We start from the raw sequence: 19,801 nt of genomic DNA, 5'->3' as shown, positions 1-19,801 counted from the left end.
GTCAGTCCTCCGGGTCGTCGGCCGCGATCACCGTGAGCCGTGTGCCGCCCGGAAACGTCACCTCGATGGACACGGCTTCGACACCTTCGTGGGCGACCCGCTTGGCGTGCAGTTCCAAGAGCAGGTCGCGGTCGCGGACCAACGCCTCTGCCAGCGCGACAAACGCATTAAGCGCGTCAATCGTCGGAGCGCGCGTGGGGTACGGGGTGGGCGTGTTCATGCGCTCACCTTCTTCGCCGTTGCCCCTGCGACCTTCTTCACGCTGCGCGTCGGCGCGTCATCGGTCCACACAATGGCACCGTCGAGCGCGCGCCAGTCCGCAAACTTCTCCGCACGCAACGCCGCGAGGTTGTTCTGCCACAGGCTCAACGGCTGCTCACCGTTGCCCATGTCCGCTGTCACGGTGCCGTGCGTGCTGCTGCCGGGAATTACCGGCCCGTCGTGCATGAGCACGCGCGACGCGTCGAGCAGTGCCAGCAGACCATCGGGCAAGCCCTCGGCCGTCACGAAGTTAAAGCCCGCGACGAAACCGCCGCGCGCACCTGCGGTCTGGTCGAAGCCTGCGGCGGCGAACGAGGCACCCATGCGCGGATTCGAGATGAGCACTGCGCGCGAGAGGTCGCCGCTGAAATTGGCAACGAGTTCGGCCACGTCGCCGTCGAGACTGCCGGTGCTCGGCAATGCGGGCACGCCGTACAGCAGTCCACCGGGCGATGCGGCGGTGGGCGGGTCGTCGCTAATCAGCGTGCGGTTGAGTTCGTCAACGACTGCGCGCACGAGGTCGCGTTGCAGCGCCAGTTCGGCCGACTCGCTGCCGAACTTCGCGAATTCGGTGCTTCTGATTAACGTCGCCGTGACCTTGCGCGGGCGGCGTTGCTCAACGAGGAAGTCGGCGCTGCCGTCGATCATCTTGACCGCAGCTTCTGGTGTCCACGACGCCACGGCTCCGCTCTGCTGCACGGCCACCAGTTCCATCGGCCGCGTCGCGCGCCAACCGCCACCGAGCGCGCTTTCGATCTTGCCGATGAGCGAGCCGTTGTTGATGAGCGTGATGAACTGCGTGTCGCTTGTGAACGCCACGGGGTCGCCGTTGGCGTCAACGAAGCTGCCGGTGCCGACCATCTCGGCCGCGCGTTCCAGAAAGCCCGTAATGTCGGAGCGCGAGCCGTACTGCCCCACGGCGACTTGCCGTGCGTTGGCGAGCACGCCGTCTGCCTTCGCGATGGCGATGGCGGTGCGCACAAAGTCAAGTCGAGCCATGTCCGTTCCCCTTTGGTTTGAGCGCTCACATTGCGCGCACAACGGACGAAGTACCAGTGGCAAACAGGACAGGAAATTACAGAGTTGTCAGGCTTCGTAACCGCCTTCGAGCCACGCGGCGATATCGCGGAGTGCGTAGTAACGGCGGCGTCCAACCGTCCGGTATCGCGGCACGCTGAGACCTTCATCTATGCGGCGGGCCAGCGCGCCACGGCTCTTGTACCCGCACAGCAAACTTGCAACCGGCTCGCTAACGCTATCGTCGGGCAGGGTCGGGAAACCGTTTTCGATGAGCCACCGCCGCAACAGTGCAGCGGTGACGTCAACTCGGGCGTCGAGGTCGGTCACTGTCTGCCCGCGTCGCCCTTCGGTCCTTTCTGCATGGCGTCGTAGGCGTCGGCCTCTGCCATCGTCGCTTCAATCTGCCGCTGTGCTACGCGCGAATACTCACGGCGTTCGGGCAACGTCATATCCATCGAATCGAGCGACACAAGCAACTGTGCGCGGCGGTTGGCGGGTATGTCCATGTCCACGATAATTTCCGGCCATAGTTTCATCTCGTCCTCTTTGGGTTGGTACTCACGCGTCGGTGCCGGTCGAAACAAGGCGCAGCACGTTACCGCCGCTCACCAGCGCGTCGATCTGCTGCATCGTCATCGCGGGCAGAAGCGAGTCGATAGTGGGCAGCGCGGCCAAAAATGCCTTTGCGTCGTCGGTCTGCAACGTGCCTGCCAGCAGTGCCGTTATCGTCTCCGTCTGCCAGCGCTCAACGACGCGCTTCGAGTCCTTCGCGGCGGCTTCAACTTTCGCCCTCGCGAGTCTGCGCAATTCGTCGCGGCGATCCTTTAACGCGTAGTCGCTGCGCTCCATGAAGCGGGCAACAAAACGCGGCCGGTTTTCCAGAGGTATGCCGTCGCGCTTCGCAATGCGCAGCAGTTCTGCGTCGGCGTCGCGCGCTACCTGCTCGGCCAGTTCAATCGCGTGGTCCCAGCGCTCATCGTCCTGCTGATATTTCACGGATAACTGCGCCTCGGCTTCGGCAATCAGCAGCGTCGCGCGGGCGTCAATGTCGGATTTCACAAGCCGTGCGCGCATCTTCACCACGTCGCGGATTGCGTCGCGCTCCTTCGCCGTCATCGGCAATGTGCTTTTCATGGTCCCATCTCCAATGGTTGGTTGCTGCACTCACTTTTCCATGTAACGCATCCGCGTTACGTGGTCCTAACTACTGCCTCCAAAAAAATCGCGCTTCAATGAACCGCGTCATTGCTGCCTGCCGGTGCTGCGTCGAGCCGGTAACGGGCAGGCTCATGTTCTTCGTCGTGCGGCTCGCGCTCACGTGCGTAGCGCACGCCCTGAGCGACACCGGGCCATGCGCCACTGCTGAAATACCGCTTGTTTGCCCAATCAAGCCCCGCCTCAATCTCGCCACGCGTCACACCCATGTTCACGAAGTCGAGAAGGTCAGCGGCCATGCGCTTCTTCCGGTCGCGCTTCTTCGGCACGCTGCCACCGCATTCCACAAACCAGCGCCCAATCTCCGCAGCCTGAGCCGCACGCTTGTCGGTGGGGGCGATAAAGGTGGTCAACACGTACTGGAGCATCGGGTTCGACTTCGCCGCACCTTTTGGGTCCCCCTGCTTCGCAGTCGGACTAGCCTGCGCGGCAATGAGCGCCCCTATATAGCCCTCTGTTAACCCTCCTGAACCCTCTAAAACCCTACCGCCTGATAGCCGGGCAAGTTCGGGGTCCGTGCCGGGCAAGTTCGACCCGTCTGCCGGGCAAGTTCCGTTCGCGTGCCGGGCAAGTTCGGCACCTTCGGCGGGCAAGTTCGACTTCGCCGTGCCGTTTGCGAACTTCACCGGCTCGCGGGCAACTTCGTCTAACTTGCCCGCTTGGCGGGTATCTTTCCGGCCGTTCATCCACTTCTGGTTATGCGGCTGCTGCCACATGCGCTCGCGTACCAACTCCCACGCCTCACGCTTCGGGTATGCCTGCGTGAGCGCGTCCGGGTCGAACTCGTAGACGTTGGAACCGCCGCGTCCCGTCTTGCCCACGATGCGCAGCACGCCCAACTTCTTCAACTCGGCAAAGGTGTCGTTGATGACCGACCTTGCGTAGCCGGTGCGTTCGGACATGAACGCGGCGGAAGGGTTTATCTGGTAACTGCTGTCGCTCACGAGCCGCGCGAGCGTGATGGTGATGTGGCGCTGCGTGGGCGTTCTCCAATGGTCCTCCGCCGCACGCGTCGCTTCCTCACGCGGAGACAGGTTCTCCGCATCGACCTCGTGATCGGCGCTCATGGGAGCCGCCTTACGCGTTCGCGTCGGTGGGCGGTTCGCTCACGCTGGCGCTGCGGCGGCGGCGAATGCCTTCATACACCGGGCGTGCCGTGCGTTGCTCGGCCATCTTGCGGCTCGCGGCCTTCTTGATGTTCACGATGGCGTCGAACAGCGCTTGCGGGTCGTCGGTCGCGAGAGAGCGGCCGTTGACGAAGATGAACCCGTCTTGCATGAGTTGGCGCTTGATTTCGCCTGACACGAACGCGCGCATGGCGAGCCCGGACGGGAACAGTTCTTTGCCCAACGGTGAATCACAGAAGGCGTCGTCGCCCATGTAAACGTCAGTGATGCGCTTGGAGGTGGTGTTCTCTGCGTCCATGCTTGCTCCCGTATGGTTAACCCAATACCGGCACGGGGTTCCAGCCCGCCCGATGTGGTTATGTTGCGGTCGCGCTTGTGGCACGGCTTTACAGGTGTGAACTATTTTTTGTAACTTTACGCACTCCGCAGCAGTTCTAAATACATGTGGCTACACGTGCGCACAGCTCGCAGCGCGGGGGGTGCAGGTGGGCTCACGCGGTCGAAAAAAAGCCCCGACTACGCGGGGCTTCGTGTGGTGGTGTGCGCTGTCATCCGACATTCGCCATGACGCGGTTGATGGTGGCGCGTTTGCTGTCGATGCAGAGGTGGGCGTAGCGCTTGACCATGCTCATGTCCTTGTGGCCCAGCGTGTCGGCAATGTCGAGCAGGGACGCGCCGTTCTGCGCCAGCATGGACGCGCAGCTATGCCGCAGGTCGTGAAACCGGAAGTTCTCTATGCGGGCGTCAACCAGCGCCGCAGCCCATGCGGAGTTCGTGGTGAAGGGCACATCGGGGCGGCCCACGCGGGCAAAGAGCAGGGCGTCCGGGTGCGCCGGTTTGCCGAGGCTGCGAATCTCGCTCACGACGGCGGGCGTGAGCACGAGCACGCGCGGCTCATCGTTCTTGCTCGTGGCGAGGTAGGCGGTGCCCGCGTCAAGGTCGATGTCGCGGTAACGCAGCCGCATGAGTTCGCCGTGCCGCGCACCGCAGGTGAGGCCCATCAACGCCAGCAAATACAACCGGTCCCACGTGCTCACGCGGCACACCGCCAGCAACCGCTCGCGCTCGGCGTCGGAGAGGAAGCGGGTGCGGGCATTGTCAAAGCTGGGCAGCGCCACGTCGCGCGCCGGGTTGGTCCAGCCCTTGGGCATCATGCGGCGGTCGCGGCCAAACGTCAGCACCGCGCTCACCACCGCCTTCGCCTTCGCAACGGTGGCAGGGGCGGGCACGTCGAGTTCCTTGTACCGGGGCTCCCCGGTTTCCTTGTCGTAGCCCATGAAGCGGCGCACGGGTGTTGATGCCCAGTGGTCCAGCGCATCGGCCACCGCGTCCGCGTCAATCTCGTGCGCAAGCCAACCGTCAAAGTACTGGCACCAGCGGGCGACGCCCTGCCCACGTGACGGATCGCGCCCCGCATAGGTGGCAAGGTAGGCGTCGGCGAGTTCGGAAAATGAAATAGCCCGACGCGCGGCCGTATTTGGCCGGATCGGGCTGACATTGTAGGCGGTCGTTCTGGACAACGACGCCGATTTCGGTGTGCTGGCAGGCATCTCAGGCTCCATGTAAAGCAACGCATTCGTCGCTAGTGCATGGCGGGCTGGAAGCCGTACCGGTATTGGGTTTGGTGCCGGAAAGAGGAATCGAACCCCCGACCTTCGCATTACGAATGCGCTGCTCTACCGTCTGAGCTATTCCGGCGCACATCAGAGAAGCAAGATTATAGGAAGTTGCGGCAAACTATGCAAGCCCCTTCCTCATCTTTTTCATTTTTTGGCTTCATGATGGTAGCGCGTGACGCGCTCGACCTCGTTCTTCGAGCCGAGGAACACGGCGACGCGCTCGTGCAGGCCCTTCGGCTGGATATCGAGAATGCGCTCTTCGCCGTTGGTCGCCATGCCCCCCGCCTGTTCGACGATGAACGACATCGGGTTCGCTTCGTACATCAGGCGCAGCTTGCCCGGCTTCGACGGGTCGCGCTTGTCGGCTGGGTACATGAAGATGCCGCCGCGGTTCAGAATGCGGTGCACGTCCGCGACCATCGAGGCGATCCAGCGCATGTTGAAGTTCTCGCCACGCGCGCCGTCCTTGCCGGCGTTCAGCTCGCCGATGTACTGCTGCACCGGCTCATACCAGTGGCGTGCGTTCGACGCATTGATCGCGTATTCGCGCGTGTCTTCCGGAATGCGCATGTTGCTTTGCGTGAGCACCCATGAGCCCAGTTCGCGATCGAGCGTGAAGCAGTTCACGCCGTGGCCGGTCGTGAGCACGAGCACCGTTTGCGGGCCGTACACGGCGTAGCCTGCCGCGACCTGCTTCGTGCCGGGCTGCAGGAACGATTCCTCGGTTGCCTGCTGGCCGTCCGGGCAGCGCAGCACCGAGAAGATCGTGCCGATCGACACGTTCACGTCGATGTTCGACGAGCCGTCGAGCGGATCGAACACGAGCAGGTATTCGCCCTTCGGATAGTTGGCCGGGATCGGGAAGAACGTTTCCATTTCCTCCGAGGCCATCGCGGCGAGGTTGCCGCCCCATTCGTTGGCGTCGAGCAGGATTTCGTTCGAGAGGATGTCGAGGTTCTTCTGCACTTCGCCCTGGACGTTCTCGCTGCCGGCCGTGCCGAGCGCGTCACCGAGCGCGCCCTTGCTGACGTTGAAGCTGATCGCCTTGCACGCGCGCGCGACGACTTCAATCAGAAGACGCAGGTCGGCAGGCAGGTTGCGGTGCTGGCGCTGCTGCTCGATCAGGTACTTGGTGAGGGTGGTGCGACGTTGCAAAGCCATTGCAGTACTCCGGATACGCTTGGGAATAGCGCAATTCTACCCGCTCGACTGTGACTGCCCGCCGCACAGCCGCGCAAAATAAAGCGCCGGGGCGCGGCCGGGCTTGCTGGAGCGGCTTTTCGCGCGGTGACGGGTCGCTTCGCGCCGCCAAAAATAATCGTGAAAAAAATGCGCAAAAAAACCGGCGCGCAGGCCGGTTCGTGGATCGCCGCGCGGCGCTGCTCAGGCGCCGCGCGCTGTGTGCCGATTCGTGCCGTTTCGTCTGATCAAGCCAGCGCTTTTTCGACGATCTCGCGTACGTCGCGCGATTTGGCTTCAGCCGCGACGCGCTCCAGCGCCGTGCGCATCGCGTCACGCAGCGCGGGCGTGAAGCGGCGCCACAGTTCGAGATTGCGGGCGAGGCGCGCCGCGACCTGCGGATTGAGCGCATCGAGCGCGATCACCTGGTCGGCCCAGAATGCGTAGCCCGAGCCATCGGCGGCGTGGAACTGCGCGGGGTTCGCGGCGCAGAAGCTGAAGATCAGCGAGCGTGCGCGGTTCGGGTTCTTGATGTTGAACGCCGGGTGGACCATGAGCGCGCGCACCGTCTCGATGGTCGGGTGTTGTGCCGTGCCCCGCTGCGTGGCTTGCAGCGCGAACCACTTGTCGATCACGAGCGGCTCCTTCTCGAAGCGAACGTAGAAGTCTTCGAGCGCGCGGCGCGCGACGTCGCCTCCCGTGGCCGCCTGCACGTTCAACAGCGCGGACAGCGCCGCCGAACGGTCGGTCATGTTGTTCGCCGCGTCGTATTGCGCCGTGGCGAGTCGCACTGCTTGCGCGCCATCGTCGAGTTCCGAGAGATACGAGAGCGCGAGGTTCTTCAACCCGCGGTGTCCAGCGGCCTCGGGTGTCGGCTCGTACACGCCCGGCGTGACATTGCGCTCATAGGCCGCGAGCCATTCGCCTTGCAGCGCCGTTGCCAGTTGCTTGCGCACGAACTGGCGCGCGGCATGCACGGCGGCCGGATCGGATTCGGCCATCTGCTCGGCGAGATATGTTTCCGAAGGCAGCATGAGCGCAAGCTCGCGGAACGAAGGCGAGAGCGATTCGTCGGTCAGCACGCGGCGGAATGCATCGACGAGCGCGTCGTTGATTTCGAGCGGGTGGCCCACGGCGGCGCGCCCGGCAAGCGCAAGCAGTTCGCGCGTGGCGAGGCGTTGGCCCGCTTCCCAGCGGTTGAACGCATCGCTGTCGTGCGCGAGCAGGAACGCGAGTTCGTCGTTGCCGTAGTCGTAGTCGACGATGACCGGTGCCGAGAAGTTGCGCAGCAGCGAGGGCAGGGGCTTGGCCATCACATCGGCGAACGTGAAGGTTTGCTGCGTGTCGGTCAGCTCCAGCACGCGCGTCGTGCCGTGCGCGGCGGCTTCGCCCTCGAGGCGCAGCGGCAGGTCCGCGCCGTCAGGGCCGATCAGGCCGATCGCAAACGGAATGTGCAGCGGGCCCTTTTGCGTTTCGCGCGCGGCGGGCGAGCCGTTGGCGTAGCCCTGCGTGAGCGTCACGCTGTAGCAGCGCGTGCCTTCGTCGTAGCTCGTGCTCACGCTCACGCGCGGCGTGCCCGCCTGGCTGTACCAGCGCTCGAACTGCGCGAGGTCGCGGCCATTCGCGTCGGCCATGGCGTGGCGGAAGTCGTCGCAGGTCACGGCCTGGCCGTCGTGGCGCTGGAAGTACAGGTCCATGCCTTTACGGAAGCCGTCGCGTCCGAGCAGCGTTTGATACATCCGCACGACTTCCGCGCCTTTTTCGTAGACGGTCATCGTGTAGAAGTTGTTGATCTCGACGTAGCTCTCGGGGCGCACGGGATGCGCCATCGGGCCTGCGTCTTCGGCGAACTGCATCTGGCGCAGCACGCGCACGTCTTCGATGCGTTTGGTCGCGCGCGCCGCTTCGTTCTCGTCGCCGCCCGACATCGCGGCCGAGAACTCCTGGTCGCGGAACACCGTGAGGCCTTCCTTCAGGCTCAGCTGGAACCAGTCGCGGCAGGTCACGCGGTTGCCGGTCCAGTTGTGGAAGTACTCGTGACCGACCACGGCCTCGATGTTGGCGAAGTCGACATCGGTGGCCGTTTCCGGATTCGCGAGCACGTACTTCGTATTGAAGATGTTGAGCCCCTTATTCTCCATCGCGCCCATGTTGAAGTCGCTCACGGCGACGATCATGAAGCGGTCCAGATCGAGTTCGAGGCCAAAGCGCTGTTCGTCCCAGTGGATCGAGTGGATGAGCGAGTCCATGGCGTGGCGCGTCTTGTCGAGATCGTGCGGCTCGACCCAGACCTGCAGCAGCTTTTCCTTGCCCGAACCGCTCTGGATGCGCTCCTCCAGCGCCACGAGCTTGCCCGCGACGAGCGCGAACAGATAGCTCGGCTTGCGGAACGGGTCTTCCCATTTCGCATAGTGACGGCCATCGGGCAACTCGCCTTCGGCGATCAGATTGCCGTTCGAGAGCAGCACCGGGTAGGCGATCCTGTCTGCGCGCAGCGTGACCGTGAAGGTCGCCATCACGTCGGGTCGGTCGAGGAACCAGGTGATGCGGCGGAAACCTTCGGCCTCGCACTGCGTGAAGAAGTTGCCGCTCGACACGTACAGGCCCGAGAGCGTGGTGTTGGCGGCGGGCGCGCACGCGCCGGTGAGCGTGAGCTCGAAGGCTTCGGGCACGTTCTCGATCGTGAGCCCGTGTTCGTGCGCGCGCACATTCGCGTAAGGCTTGCCGTCGATCGCCGCGCCGATGAATTCGAGCTGCTCGCCCATGAGTTCGAGATGCGCGCTGGGTTGCGCGTCGGGATTGCGACGCACGCGCAAGGTGCTCTTGACGATCGTGCGCTCGGGCACGAGGTCGAATTCGAGGTCGACGGTATCGATCAGAAACGCGGGCGGCGCGTAGTCTTCGCGGCGGATCACGGTGGGCGTGGCGGTATCGGACATGGTCTGGATGGGGGTGTGTCGGATCGGTGTGGATCGCTCGGTGTGGATCGGATTGGCCGGCCGCGGCGGCGGGTGCGCCCGACGGGCGCTGCCTGCCGTCGCGGGAGCGCGGCGGATCGCCCCATTGTACAAAGGCTCGGGCCGCTTTGTCCGTCGGGGCCCGGCCTCCGAACTTTCGCGCTGCGCCACGAGTCAGTATGATCAGGCCCTGCCGCGCGGCTGGCTGAGCGCAAAACAAGACACGACCGGCGTGGAATCCACACGTAACGGACACGGAATAAGCGCGGCGCAAAGATCGTATCGGAGAGAGCGGCCCCCACGACTGCACTTTTCCAACTGAAGCAACACTGCTACGAGAAGACCATGATGCACGACAGATGGACCCGCCGCGCCCTCCTGATGCTGGCGGCGCTCGCCCTCACGCTCTCCGGCTGCACGACTTACGTGACGAGCCAGGTGACCGCCTTCTCCGCATGGGACGGCGGCAGCGACGCCACGCGCACCTTTGCGTTCAAACGCAGCCCCGAGCAAAGCCAGAGCATCGAGCAGAGCACCTACGAGCAGTTCGTGGCCAACGGGCTCGCCATGCATGCGTTCCGTCTCGTGGCCGAGCCGCAGGCGCGCTATCTGGTGGGCCTCGCCTACGGCAGCCGCACCGACACGGTGACGGTCGCGCAGCCCGTGTTCTACAACCCCTGGCCGGGCCCGTACTGGGGGCCGTGGAATCCGTGGGGCGCGTGGGGACCGTATCAGCCCGCCTACGTGAACCAGAGCTATCCGGTGTATTCGCATGCGCTCGGCATTCGCATCACGGAAAAGGCTAGCGGCAAGGAGGTCTATAACGTGCAGGCGCGCACCTCGGGCGACGATCCCTCGCTCGTGCGCGTGATGCCTTTTCTCGTGCAGAGCGCGCTGGGGAATTTCCCGCTGGCCAACGGCACGGTCGCGGAGGTCAAGATCCCGGTCGGCAAGAACGGCGGCGCGCCGAATGAGGCACCTGCGGCCCCGGCGGGCGCGGGGCAGGGCGGTGCGGCCGCGACGGGCAGCGCGCCGGCGAAATAGGCAAGCATCGTCGTACTCGCCCACCATGCGACGCGCCGGGCCTTATGTCCGGCGCGTTTTTTTATGTCGTTTCCGACGTCAAGTCAGAACCCCACGCCCAGAATCGCGAGCACGCCGAGTACGACGAACAGCGCCGCCGCAACGGCATGCACGAGTCTCGTCGGCAGCTTGTGGGCGAAACGGTCGCCGAGCAGGATCGCGGGCACGTTGGCGATCATCATGCCGAGCGTCGTGCCCGCCACCACGCCGAAGAAGTCATGAAAACGCGCGGCGAGCGCCACGGTCGCGATCTGCGTTTTGTCGCCCATTTCCGCGAGAAAGAAGGCCACCACCGTGGCGCCGAACACGCCGAGCTGCGAGCGGTTCACGTTCGCCTCGCCTTCCTCGAGCTTGTCCGGTACGAGGATCCAGAGCCCCATGGCGACGAACGAGGCGGCGAGCGCCCAGCGCATGACGCCCGGCGTGACGAGCGCGCCGAGCCACGTGCCGAGCGCGCCGGCGCCCGAGTGATTGACGAGCGTGGCGACGAGCACGCCGAAGATGATCGGCAGCGGTCTGCGGTAGCGCGCCGCGAGCACGAGCGAGAGCAACTGCGTCTTGTCGCCGATTTCGGCGAGCGCGACCGCGCCGGTCGAGACCAGAAAGGCTTGGTTCACGTTGCGATGAGGCGGTGCGACTCCCCAATGAGGCGCATAGTATGGCGCTTTTCCCCGCAACCCGCGCGGGGCGGGGCTTTCAGCGGCGTGCGCCGTCGCGGCTGTGCACGCGTTTGCCTGCCGCGTAGGTCTCGAACACGGCGCGGTCGTCGCCAAGCAGGGCGAGCGCGAACAGCAACTCCTCCAGCGCTTCGGCGCGCGCCGTGCGCCGCGCGAGCAGCGGCGTGGCCTGCGCATCGAGCACGACGAAGTCCGCTTCGCTGCCGGGCGCGAGCGTACCGATCTTGTCGGCGAGATCGAGCGCCTGCGCCGCGCCCGCTGTCGCGAGCCAGAACATGCGCGTCGCCGTGAGGTGGTGGCCGCCCATGCGCGCGACCTTGTGCGCCTCGTTCATGGTTTGCAGCATGGAGAACGAGGTGCCGCCGCCCACGTCGGTGGCGAGCGTCACGGGCATCGACGATTCGCCCGCCTTGTCGAAGTCGAACAGGCCGCTGCCGAGGAACAGGTTCGAGGTCGGGCAGTGTGCGGCGACGGTGCCCGTATGCGCCATGCGGCGGCGGTCTTCGTCGTCGAGCCAGATGCAGTGGCCGTACACCGCCCGCTTGCGCAGGAGTCCGTAGTGGTCGTACACGTCGAGGTAGCTGCGATGGCCAGGGAACAGTTCCTTGACCCACTTCACCTCGTCCGGGTTCTCGGCCACGTGGCTCTGGATGAAGATGTCGCCATGCGCCTTCGCGAGCGCGCCGCACGCTTCGAGCTGCGCCTCGGTCGAAGTGGGCGCGAAGCGCGGCGTGAGCGCGTACATCTGGCGCCCGCGGTTGTGCCAGCGCCCGATCAGCTCGGCGCTGTCGTCGTAGCCCGTTTGCGGCGTGTCGCGCAGGAACTCGGGGCAATGGCGGTCCATCAGCACCTTGCCCGCGACCATGCGCAGGTTCTTCGCTTCGCTCGCGGTAAAGAGCGCGTCGGCGGACTGCTTGTGCACGGTGCAGTACACGAGCGCCGTGGTCGTGCCGCAGGCGAGCAGCTCGTCGACGAAAAAGCGCGCCGTGTCCTGCGCCACCGCTTCGTTTTCGAAGCCGCGCTCGGTCGGGAAGGTGTACGTGTTCAGCCATGGCAGCAGACCCGGCGCGGGCGAGGCGATCATGTCCGTCTGCGGATAGTGGATGTGCGTGTCGATGAAGCCTGGCACGATCAGCTTGTCGCGCAGATTGTGGACCGTCGCGCTTTCATTGACGCGCGACTTGAGCGCGGACCACGCGCCCGAGGCGACCACGTGGCCGTCTTCGACGATCACGACGCCGTCTTCGTCAAAGACAGCGGCGTCGGACGATTGCGCAGGGTCGCCGGTGAACGTCAACAGTTTTGCGCGGTAAGCCGATTGAGTCATGGGAACTTCGTCTCCGATAATTTCAGGTATTCGTCCGATGCATGCCCCGCATGACGCATGCCGCTCCTGAAAACGCAGCATAAGCGGGCCCACGGTTCGGCGCTCGCGCGCTGGACCGGATTCGTGTGACAGCCCGGGCTGGGGCTTGCTGTGCGGACGAGTCCGCGTTTTAGTTTGCGCCTGAGTCCACGCTTTAAGCCGTGGCGCGACTCCAGTTCGCGTCGAGCTTCGCGATCAGCGCGGCACGCTCTTCGGGCGTCACGAACGAAGCCTCGAAGCCGTTGCGCAGGATCGTGTACACCTCGTCGTCGTCGAGCTTGAGCGCTTCGATGATGGCGCGGTAGTTCTCGTTGACGTAGCCGCCGAAGTAGGCGGGATCGTCGGAATTGACGGTTACGGCGACGCCCTTGTCGAGCAGGGCCTTGAGCGTGTGCTGCGTCATGTCGTCGAACACGCACAGCTTGGTGTTCGAGAGCGGGCACACCGTGAGCGCCACGCGCGTGTCGGCCAGACGCGTGACGAGCGCCGCGTCTTCGATGCTGCGCACGCCGTGATCGACGCGGTCGACCTTGAGCAGGTCGAGCGCCTCGTAGACGTAGGAGGGCGGGCCTTCCTCGCCCGCGTGCGCGACGAGCTTCAGCCCCATCGCCCGCGCTTGCTCGAACACGCGCTCGAATTTCGATGGCGGATGGCCGCGCTCGGACGAGTCGAGGCCCACGCCGATCAGGCGTGCATAGCGCTCGAACAGCGGGCGCGCGGCTTCAAAGGTGGCGAGCGCATCGGCTTCGCTCAGGTGGCGCAGGAAGCACAGGATCAGCTTGCTCGTGAGGCCCCGTTTTTCGGCGTCGGCGAGCGCACGGTCGATGCCCGCGACCACCGTTTCGATCGGGACGCCGCGTTCGGTGTGCGTTTGCGGATCGAAGAAAATTTCGGTGTGCACGACGTTGTCGGCGAGCGCGCGCTCGCAGTACGCCATCGTCATGTCGTAGAAGTCCTGCTCCGAGAGCAGCACGCTCGCGCCCGCGTAATAGATGTCGAGGAACGACTGCAGGTCGGTGAACGCGTAAGCGGCGCGCAGCGCGTCGATCGAGTCGTAGGCGAGCTTCACGTTGTTGCGCTGCGCGAGCGCGAAGATCAGCTCGGGTTCGAGCGAGCCTTCGATATGGATGTGCAGCTCGGCCTTCGGCGCATTGGCGGCCTTGTCGACGAGCGCCTTTGCGTTGGCGGCGGTGTTGGCGGTGGTCGTGATCGTCATGTTCGGTTCGATTCGCTTATGGGTTCTTCAGTGTTTGACATCACGCGGAATGGGTGGCGGGGGCATGCGCCGCACTCGCCAGCTTCGCCGCTTCGATCGCCTGCAGCAATTGCGCGGCGGCCGAGACGGCGATGACTTCGGGCGACTTGTCGACGATACCGTCCACGCCGAGCGGGCAGTTCATGCGCGCGATCTGCAGGGGATCGATGCCGCGCGCGGCGAGCCGGTGCTCGAACTGCTTGCGCTTCGTGTGCGAGCCGATCATGCCGAAGAACACGAAGTCGCCGCGGCGCAGGATGCGCTCGGCGAGATCGAGGTCGCGCGAATGGTCGTGCGTCATCACGATGAAGCTCGTGCCGGGCGGGGCCGTGTCGACGGCCTCGTCGGGCGCGTCGTTGGCGTCGATCGCGACGTTGGGCGCGTTCAGCAGTGCGAACGCCTCGGGCGTCGGAAACGCCGCGTCGCGCTCGTCGACCCACAGCACGCGGCAGGGCAGCGTGCCGAGCACGCGCACGAGCGCCGCGCCCACGTGGCCCGCGCCGAACAGCACGACGGGAAAATCGTTCGGCGCGATGGTTTCGGTGAGGAGCAGCGCGCCGCCCGTTTCCCAAAGCAGGCAGTCGGGCGCTTCCACGCCCGGTTCCGGCTCGGAAAGCATGGCCGGATCGGCTACGGTGCCTTCGCCCTCGGGGCTCCCGTTCCGCGAGGAGCGAAATGATACGCTACGCACGGTCGATGCGCCTGCCGCGAGACGGCGCGCGAGCGTGGCGAGCCAGCCGAGGTCGGCCACGTCGAGGCGCTCGAACGCGAGCACCACGGCGCCGCCGCAGCACTGGCCGAGGCTCGGCCCGAGCGCGAGGCGCTCGAGACGCCGCGCATGCGGCGTGCGCATGCCGTCGCGCAGCACCTGGCGCGCGATTTCGATGGCCTTCCATTCGAGGTGGCCGCCGCCGATGGTGTGGCGGGCCGCTTCGCGCGTGACGATCATCTTCGTGCCGGCCTCGCGCGGCGCCGATCCCTCGACGCGCGCAACGGTGACCAGCACGGCGGCGTCGCCGTGCGCGAGCAGGTGCTGCAGATCGGAAAGCCAGGCTTGCATCTGGCGCTTCTCCCTACGGTGCGGCACGGTGTTGCCTGTGCCGCCGGTTAATCTTCGTGGCCTCGCGCGGGCTGCGCTTCGCGGTTGGAGTGTGCGAGGCGCCGGCCGGTTCGCGCGGTCAGTTCATTTTGCGGCTGTTTGCCTGCAGCGCGTCCAGCGCATCGAGAATCGCTTCAGGCGTCGCGGGCGCGCGCAGCGGCGCGGCCTCGCGCGCCTCGGGCACCGCCGCGCCCACGGCGTCGCGAATCGCGAGAAATACCGAGAACGGCAACAGCAGGGGCGGTTCGCCCACGGCCTTCGAGCGGAACACGGTCGCCTCGACGTTGTCGTTGCCGCCGCTGCGATAGAGCTTCACGTTGAATGCCTCCGGCGTGTCGCTCACCGCCGGAATCTTGTAGGTGGACGGCGCATGCGTCATGAGCCGCCCGTCACGGTTCCACCAAAGCTCCTCGGTGGTGAGCCAGCCCATGCCCTGGATGAAGCCGCCTTCCACCTGGCCCAGATCGATGGCCGGATTGATCGACTGGCCTGCGTCGTGCAGCACGTCCGCGCGCACGAGTTTCCATTCGCCCGTGAGCGTGTCGACGACCACTTCGGACACCGCCGCGCCATAAGCGAAGTAGTAGAACGGATGGCCGGTGAGCGTGCGCGCGTCCCAATGCACTTTGGGTGTGGCGTAGAAGCCATCGGACCACAGTTGCACACGCTTCATGTACGCGAGTTCGACGAATTCGCCAAAGGCAATCGCCTTGCCGTTCGCTCGCACCAGGCCATCGTCGAACGCAACGTCTTCGGCCGTGCCGCCGTATTGTGCAGCCGCGAACGCCGCGAGGCGCGCGCGGATCGTGAGCGCGGCATCCTCGGCGGCCTTGCCGTTGAGGTCGCTGCCGGTAGAGGCCGCCGTGGCCGAAGTATTGGCGACCTTCGAGGTATCGGCGGCGCTCACGCGCACGCGTGCGAGCGGCAAGCCGAGCGTGCCCGCCACGACCTGCGCGACCTTGGTGTTGAGTCCCTGGCCCATTTCGGTGCCGCCGTGATTCACGAGCACCGAGCCATCGCGGTACACATGCACGAGCGCGCCCGCCTGGTTCAGATGCGGCACGTTGAACGAGATGCCGAACTTGACCGGCGTGAGCGCCAGGCCGCGCTTGAGCACGGGGCTCGTGCGGTTGTACGCGGCGATGGCCGCGCGACGCTCGTGATAGCGGCTCGAGGCGAGCAGTTCGTCGGTGAGCGGCGCGAGCACGTTGTCCTCCACGCGCTGGCCGTACGGCGTGATGTCACGTTCGCCCACGCCGTAATAGTTCGCGCGCCGCACATCGAGCGGATCGCGGCCCAGTGCCCTGGCGATTTCGTCGAGCATCACCTCCATCACGAGCGCGCCTTGTGGGCCGCCGAAGCCGCGAAACGCGGTGTTCGACTGTGTGTTCGTCTTGCAGCAGAGCGCGACGATTTCGACATCCGAAAGAAAGTAGGCGTTGTCGAAGTGACATACCGCGCGCGTGGCGACCGCGCCCGAAAGATCGGCGGAATAGCCCGCGCGCAGCGCGATCTCCACGCGCGCGCCGAGGAGCCGTCCTTCGTCGTCGTAGCCCGCTTCGTAGGTGTAGAGCGCATCGTGGCGCTTGCCGGTGATCATGAAGTCGTCGTCGCGATCCGCGCGCAGTTTCACGGGCCGCTGCAGCTTGTGCGCCGCGAGCGCGGCGACGCACGCGAACAGCGCCGACTGCGATTCCTTGCCGCCAAAACCGCCACCCATGCGCCGGCATTCGCAGGCGACGCGATGGGCGGGCCAGCCGAGCAGATGCGCGACGACCTGCTGCATTTCGCTCGGGTGCTGCGTCGAGCTGTAGACGAGCATGCCGGTCTGCTCTTGCGGGAGCGCGTAGGCCACCTGGCCTTCGAGATAGAACTGTTCCTGGCCGCCCACGGCAAACGTGCCTGCGAGGCGATGCGGCGCAGCGGCGAGCGCAGCATCGGGCGCGCCGCGCACGAGACGCAGCGGCGGCAGTACGTAGTGCTGGCGCGTGCGCGCCTCTTCGATGCTGAGAACGGGCTCGAGCGGCTCATAGCGAACGACGTCGTCGCTCGCGGCGAGCGCCGCGGCGCGGCGCGCGAGTTCGTGGCTCGAGGCGATCACCGCGAACACGGGCTGCCCGAGATATTGCACGACGTCGCTCGCGAGCACCGGATCGTCGTGCACGACCGGGCCGCAGTCGTTCTCGCCGGGGATATCGGCGGCCGTCAGCACCGCAAGCACGCCCGGCGACGAGCGCACGCGTTCGAGGTCCAGCGCGACGATGCGCGCGTGCGCATGGCGCGCCAGGCCGAGCGCCGCGTGTACGGTGCCGTGCAGTTCGGGGATGTCGTCGGTGTAGCGCGCCTCGCCGCTCACGTGCGCATCGGCGGATTCGTGCGGCAGCGGCGCGCCGAGCGCGCGCTCGTGGGCGTGCTCATCGCCTGGCTGTGGGCGCATGACGAGCGCTTCGGCTTGATCGTTCATGGCGTGACTCCGGCGGCTGCGTTGTCCCGGCCATCGTCGTCGCCTTCGGCGAAAGCGAACGCGTTGACGTCGCACAGCGCGAGCGGGGCGTCGTCGCGCGTTTCGAGCCAGCAGCGCCACAGCAGATTGCGCGCGACCTTCAGGCGATAGGCGCCGCTCGCGCGCATGTCCGTGAGCGGCTGATAGTCGGTGGCGAGCGCATCCATCGCGCGCTGCGCGCTGGTTTCGTCCCAGCGTGCACCGGTGAGCGCGGCTTCGGCAAGCGCGGCGCGCTGCGGGATCGCGGCCATGCCGCCGTAGGCGATACGCGCGCTCGCGAGGGTGCCGTCCTCGCGCACGTCGAGCGCAAACGCAACGCACACCGCCGAGATATCCTGGTCGTAGCGCTTCGAGACCTTGTAGGTGCGAAAGCGCAATGTCGGCGCGGGGCGGGGCACGCGGACCGCTTCGACGAATTCGCCCGCTTCGAGCGCGTTCTTCTGGTAGCCCGTGTAGAAGGCCGCGAGCGGCAGCGTGCGCACGCGCGCCGCACGACGCAGCACGAGCGTGGCGTCGAGCGCGAGCAGCGCGGGCATCGAGTCGCCTATGGGCGAGCCGTTCGCGACGTTGCCGCCAAGCGTCCCCGCATTGCGAATAGGGAGCGAGGCGAAGCGCGCCCACAGTTCCGCGAGTTCGGGGTAATCGATGGCAAGCGCGGCGTAGGCCTCTTCGAGCGGGACGGCCGCGCCGATCGTGAGCGTCTGGGCGTCGCGCGAAACGCTCGCCAGTTCCGCGACGTTGCCGGTGTAGATGAGGTCGCCAAGGTCGCGGAACTGCTTCGTAACCCACAGGCCGATATCGGTGCTGCCCGCGAGCACGCGCGCGTCAGGATGCGCGGCACGCAGCGCCGCGAAGGCGGCGAGCGTGCGCGGCGCGTAGAACGTGCTTTCGCCGTGCGCGGCGCCTCGCACATCGGGGCCGCGATATTCGAAGGTGCCGGTGCGCTGCAGCGCGCGCAGCTGCGCCTCGACGCGAGCGCGATCGAGCGCCACGCGCGCATGGCAGGTTTCGTCGAACATGCGCAGCGACGCTTCGATGATCGGCCGGTAGCCGGTGCAGCGGCACAGGTTGCCCGAGAGCGCCTCGTTGATTTCCTCGCGGCTCGGCAGACCCGCGCCGGCAGGCTGGTTCTCGTAAAGCGCCCACAAGGACATGACGAAGCCCGGCGTGCAGAAGCCGCACTGCGAGCCATGGCAATCGACCATCGCCTGCTGGACCGGGTGCAGTGCGCCGTCCGGCTGGCGCAGGTCTTCGACGGTATAGAGCGCGCGACCGTCGAGGGTCGGCAGGAACTGGATGCAGGCGTTGACGGCCTTGAGCGCGAGATGGCCTTCGCTGTCGAGTTCGCCCACGACGACCGTGCACGCGCCGCAGTCGCCCTCCGCGCAGCCTTCCTTGGTGCCGCAGGCATGCAGATCCTCGCGCAGATGCTGAAGCACCGTGCGTGTGGGAGGCAGGTCGCGCACTTCGTGCACGGCGCCTCGGTGGAGGAAGCGGATGGTTTGCGTTGTCATGGTGAACCCGGGGACATTGCGGATCAGGCGCGCGTTACGAGAGGGGCGCGCCAACACCGGCCTCGCGCACGTAGATCGCCATCCAGTTCCGAAGATAGCACCGCTTGCCGCAGGAAAGTATTTCCCCCGCAAGATGGGGGTTATGTGACTTGGGTCATGACGACGTCACAGCGCGCGCGGCGTTGCAAAGCCATTGCGTGCGTTGATCGCGCCCGGAAGGAGGGGGTGGTGCGGAAGTCGTGCGCGATTCGATGCTGCCGTGCGAGGCTGACGCTCGAATCGCGCTGGCGTGCGCGCCGCCCGATGGCTAGGCGGCGGAAGCGGTGGGAGAGCCTGCGGAGCTTGAAAAGGCGCGCCGCGCCCTTTTTCCGGTCAGCGGCGGATGCCGGGCCACGACACCTGGCGGCGCCGGTTGCGCCACAGGCTCAGGATCACGGCCAGGAACGCGATGACGAAGGCGAGCAGCGACCACACCGGCATGGTCAGGCCAAGCGTCGGCGGATAGGTGGTTTCGCAAAGGCCTTGCACCTTGAACACGCCGGGCAGCCAGTGCGCGAAGGGCAGGCCATCGACGATGGGCTGCAGCGTGTCGAAACCGCAGCTGTAGTTGGGGAACGCCTGCACCCAGACGAGCTTCGCGGACGCAATCGCGCCGCCTGCCGCCGAAAGCACCACGAGCGCTTCGAGCACGCGCACGCCGCGCCAGCTCGTCATGCGCGCGCCGAGAAAGGCGAAGACCGCGATCAGAATCAGGAAATAGCGCCCCAGGATACACAGCGGGCACGGGTCCTGATGCTCGACATACTGGAAGTACAGGGCGCCGGCCAGGAGCGCGAGGCAGATCAGGCCAAGGAGGACCAGCAGGCCGCGCTCGCGGCGCAACAGCGCGTTATCGTCGTTCATGAGGCTCGTTCGTTCGGGTTATC

At 66.0% G+C, this 19,801-nt stretch carries 18 protein-coding genes and 1 tRNA gene; 1 reads left to right on the top strand and 18 read right to left on the bottom strand.

All coding sequences use genetic code 11. The annotated features are described in order from the left end of the window. Position 1: 1 nt before the first annotated feature. The 11 genes from A3CW_RS0138085 to pepN all read right to left on the bottom strand — a co-directional run bounded on the left by A3CW_RS0138085 (position 2) and on the right by pepN (position 9,360). Entirely contained in the window at positions 2-220 is a 219-nt protein-coding gene (locus tag A3CW_RS0138085) for a hypothetical protein (RefSeq protein WP_028208219.1), read from the bottom strand. Next, positions 217-1,260: a hypothetical protein gene (locus tag A3CW_RS0138080; protein ID WP_028208218.1), complete on the bottom strand. Its 1,044-nt coding sequence runs from the start codon at positions 1,258-1,260 to the stop codon at positions 217-219. The genes A3CW_RS0138085 and A3CW_RS0138080 overlap by 4 nt, the downstream gene beginning before the upstream one ends. An 87-nt stretch (positions 1,261-1,347) precedes the next feature. Further along, a complete protein-coding gene (locus tag A3CW_RS0138075) occupies positions 1,348-1,608 on the bottom strand; it encodes a hypothetical protein (RefSeq protein WP_028208217.1) in 261 nt (86 codons plus the stop codon). Then, positions 1,605-1,817 (bottom strand): hypothetical protein, encoded by a 213-nt coding sequence (locus A3CW_RS0138070; protein WP_028208216.1) that lies wholly within the window; start codon positions 1,815-1,817, stop codon positions 1,605-1,607. The genes A3CW_RS0138075 and A3CW_RS0138070 overlap by 4 nt, the downstream gene beginning before the upstream one ends. A 22-nt stretch (positions 1,818-1,839) precedes the next feature. Then, the gene (locus tag A3CW_RS0138065) at positions 1,840-2,415 is read right to left on the bottom strand and encodes a hypothetical protein (RefSeq protein WP_154678164.1); all 576 of its coding nucleotides are present in this window, start codon (positions 2,413-2,415) and stop codon (positions 1,840-1,842) included. A gap of 95 nt (positions 2,416-2,510) precedes the next feature. Continuing rightward, the gene (locus A3CW_RS0138060; RefSeq protein WP_028208214.1) at positions 2,511-3,563 is read right to left on the bottom strand and encodes a hypothetical protein; all 1,053 of its coding nucleotides are present in this window, start codon (positions 3,561-3,563) and stop codon (positions 2,511-2,513) included. Between the two features lie 10 nt (positions 3,564-3,573). Continuing rightward, on the bottom strand, positions 3,574-3,921 hold the full coding sequence (locus A3CW_RS0138055; protein WP_028208213.1) for a hypothetical protein: 348 nt from the start codon (positions 3,919-3,921) through the stop codon (positions 3,574-3,576). Positions 3,922-4,171: 250 nt separating this feature from the next. Further along, on the bottom strand, positions 4,172-5,173 hold the full coding sequence (locus A3CW_RS48950; protein ID WP_051481990.1) for a tyrosine-type recombinase/integrase: 1,002 nt from the start codon (positions 5,171-5,173) through the stop codon (positions 4,172-4,174). A gap of 72 nt (positions 5,174-5,245) precedes the next feature. Continuing rightward, a tRNA-Thr gene (locus A3CW_RS0138045) sits at positions 5,246-5,321 on the bottom strand. 65 nt (positions 5,322-5,386) lie between these two features. After that, the gene (locus tag A3CW_RS0138040) at positions 5,387-6,403 is read right to left on the bottom strand and encodes a class 1 fructose-bisphosphatase (protein WP_028208212.1); all 1,017 of its coding nucleotides are present in this window, start codon (positions 6,401-6,403) and stop codon (positions 5,387-5,389) included. A 266-nt stretch (positions 6,404-6,669) separates the two neighbouring features. Further along, on the bottom strand, positions 6,670-9,360 hold the full coding sequence (gene pepN, locus A3CW_RS0138035) for an aminopeptidase N (protein ID WP_028208211.1): 2,691 nt from the start codon (positions 9,358-9,360) through the stop codon (positions 6,670-6,672). A gap of 363 nt (positions 9,361-9,723) precedes the next feature. Between pepN and A3CW_RS0138030 the strand changes: the two genes are divergently transcribed. Then, positions 9,724-10,422, top strand: coding sequence for a DUF4136 domain-containing protein (locus A3CW_RS0138030; RefSeq protein WP_028208210.1), 699 nt, complete (start codon positions 9,724-9,726; stop codon positions 10,420-10,422). A gap of 83 nt (positions 10,423-10,505) precedes the next feature. Here the strand turns inward: A3CW_RS0138030 and A3CW_RS0138025 are convergent, their stop codons facing one another. The 7 genes from A3CW_RS0138025 to A3CW_RS0137995 all read right to left on the bottom strand — a co-directional run bounded on the left by A3CW_RS0138025 (position 10,506) and on the right by A3CW_RS0137995 (position 19,778). Beyond that, entirely contained in the window at positions 10,506-11,078 is a 573-nt protein-coding gene (locus A3CW_RS0138025; protein ID WP_028208209.1) for a TMEM165/GDT1 family protein, read from the bottom strand. A gap of 79 nt (positions 11,079-11,157) precedes the next feature. Further along, positions 11,158-12,465: a guanine deaminase gene (guaD, locus tag A3CW_RS0138020; protein WP_028208208.1), complete on the bottom strand. Its 1,308-nt coding sequence runs from the start codon at positions 12,463-12,465 to the stop codon at positions 11,158-11,160. 193 nt (positions 12,466-12,658) lie between these two features. Beyond that, positions 12,659-13,720, bottom strand: a complete 1,062-nt coding sequence (locus A3CW_RS0138015; protein ID WP_028208207.1) for an adenosine deaminase — start codon at positions 13,718-13,720, stop codon at positions 12,659-12,661. A 40-nt stretch (positions 13,721-13,760) separates the two neighbouring features. Next, positions 13,761-14,819 (bottom strand): xanthine dehydrogenase accessory protein XdhC, encoded by a 1,059-nt coding sequence (xdhC, locus tag A3CW_RS0138010; protein WP_028208206.1) that lies wholly within the window; start codon positions 14,817-14,819, stop codon positions 13,761-13,763. Between the two features lie 118 nt (positions 14,820-14,937). After that, positions 14,938-17,322: a xanthine dehydrogenase molybdopterin binding subunit gene (gene xdhB, locus A3CW_RS48945; protein ID WP_035515151.1), complete on the bottom strand. Its 2,385-nt coding sequence runs from the start codon at positions 17,320-17,322 to the stop codon at positions 14,938-14,940. Continuing rightward, positions 17,319-18,875: a xanthine dehydrogenase small subunit gene (xdhA, locus tag A3CW_RS0138000; protein ID WP_028208205.1), complete on the bottom strand. Its 1,557-nt coding sequence runs from the start codon at positions 18,873-18,875 to the stop codon at positions 17,319-17,321. The genes xdhB and xdhA overlap by 4 nt, the downstream gene beginning before the upstream one ends. A gap of 372 nt (positions 18,876-19,247) precedes the next feature. After that, positions 19,248-19,778 (bottom strand): disulfide bond formation protein B, encoded by a 531-nt coding sequence (locus A3CW_RS0137995; protein ID WP_028208204.1) that lies wholly within the window; start codon positions 19,776-19,778, stop codon positions 19,248-19,250. Between the last annotated feature and the right edge of the window lie 23 nt (positions 19,779-19,801).

Source organism: Paraburkholderia nodosa DSM 21604, from assembly GCF_000519185.1.
Taxonomy (GTDB): Bacteria; Pseudomonadota; Gammaproteobacteria; order Burkholderiales; family Burkholderiaceae; genus Paraburkholderia; species Paraburkholderia nodosa.
The sequence above is the reverse complement of the archived record's forward strand: the minus strand, read 5'-3'. Positions and strand labels throughout refer to the sequence as shown.

Bases quoted from the DNA above. Each gene is read 5' to 3' on its own strand.
- A3CW_RS0138030 (WP_028208210.1), top strand. From the start codon at position 9,724: ATGATGCACGACAGATGGACCCGCCGCGCCCTCCTGATGCTGGCGGCG.
- A3CW_RS0138015 (WP_028208207.1), bottom strand. From the start codon at position 13,720: ATGACGATCACGACCACCGCCAACACCGCCGCCAACGCAAAGGCGCTC.
- A3CW_RS0138040 (WP_028208212.1), bottom strand. From the start codon at position 6,403: ATGGCTTTGCAACGTCGCACCACCCTCACCAAGTACCTGATCGAGCAG.
- A3CW_RS0138055 (WP_028208213.1), bottom strand. From the start codon at position 3,921: ATGGACGCAGAGAACACCACCTCCAAGCGCATCACTGACGTTTACATG.
- xdhC (WP_028208206.1), bottom strand. From the start codon at position 14,819: ATGCAAGCCTGGCTTTCCGATCTGCAGCACCTGCTCGCGCACGGCGAC.
- A3CW_RS0138085 (WP_028208219.1), bottom strand. From the start codon at position 220: ATGAACACGCCCACCCCGTACCCCACGCGCGCTCCGACGATTGACGCG.
- xdhA (WP_028208205.1), bottom strand. From the start codon at position 18,875: ATGACAACGCAAACCATCCGCTTCCTCCACCGAGGCGCCGTGCACGAA.
- guaD (WP_028208208.1), bottom strand. From the start codon at position 12,465: ATGACTCAATCGGCTTACCGCGCAAAACTGTTGACGTTCACCGGCGAC.
- A3CW_RS48950 (WP_051481990.1), bottom strand. From the start codon at position 5,173: ATGCCTGCCAGCACACCGAAATCGGCGTCGTTGTCCAGAACGACCGCC.
- A3CW_RS0138070 (WP_028208216.1), bottom strand. From the start codon at position 1,817: ATGAAACTATGGCCGGAAATTATCGTGGACATGGACATACCCGCCAAC.
- A3CW_RS0138065 (WP_154678164.1), bottom strand. From the start codon at position 2,415: ATGAAAAGCACATTGCCGATGACGGCGAAGGAGCGCGACGCAATCCGC.
- A3CW_RS0138060 (WP_028208214.1), bottom strand. From the start codon at position 3,563: ATGAGCGCCGATCACGAGGTCGATGCGGAGAACCTGTCTCCGCGTGAG.
- xdhB (WP_035515151.1), bottom strand. From the start codon at position 17,322: ATGAACGATCAAGCCGAAGCGCTCGTCATGCGCCCACAGCCAGGCGAT.
- A3CW_RS0137995 (WP_028208204.1), bottom strand. From the start codon at position 19,778: ATGAACGACGATAACGCGCTGTTGCGCCGCGAGCGCGGCCTGCTGGTC.
- A3CW_RS0138080 (WP_028208218.1), bottom strand. From the start codon at position 1,260: ATGGCTCGACTTGACTTTGTGCGCACCGCCATCGCCATCGCGAAGGCA.
- pepN (WP_028208211.1), bottom strand. From the start codon at position 9,360: ATGTCCGATACCGCCACGCCCACCGTGATCCGCCGCGAAGACTACGCG.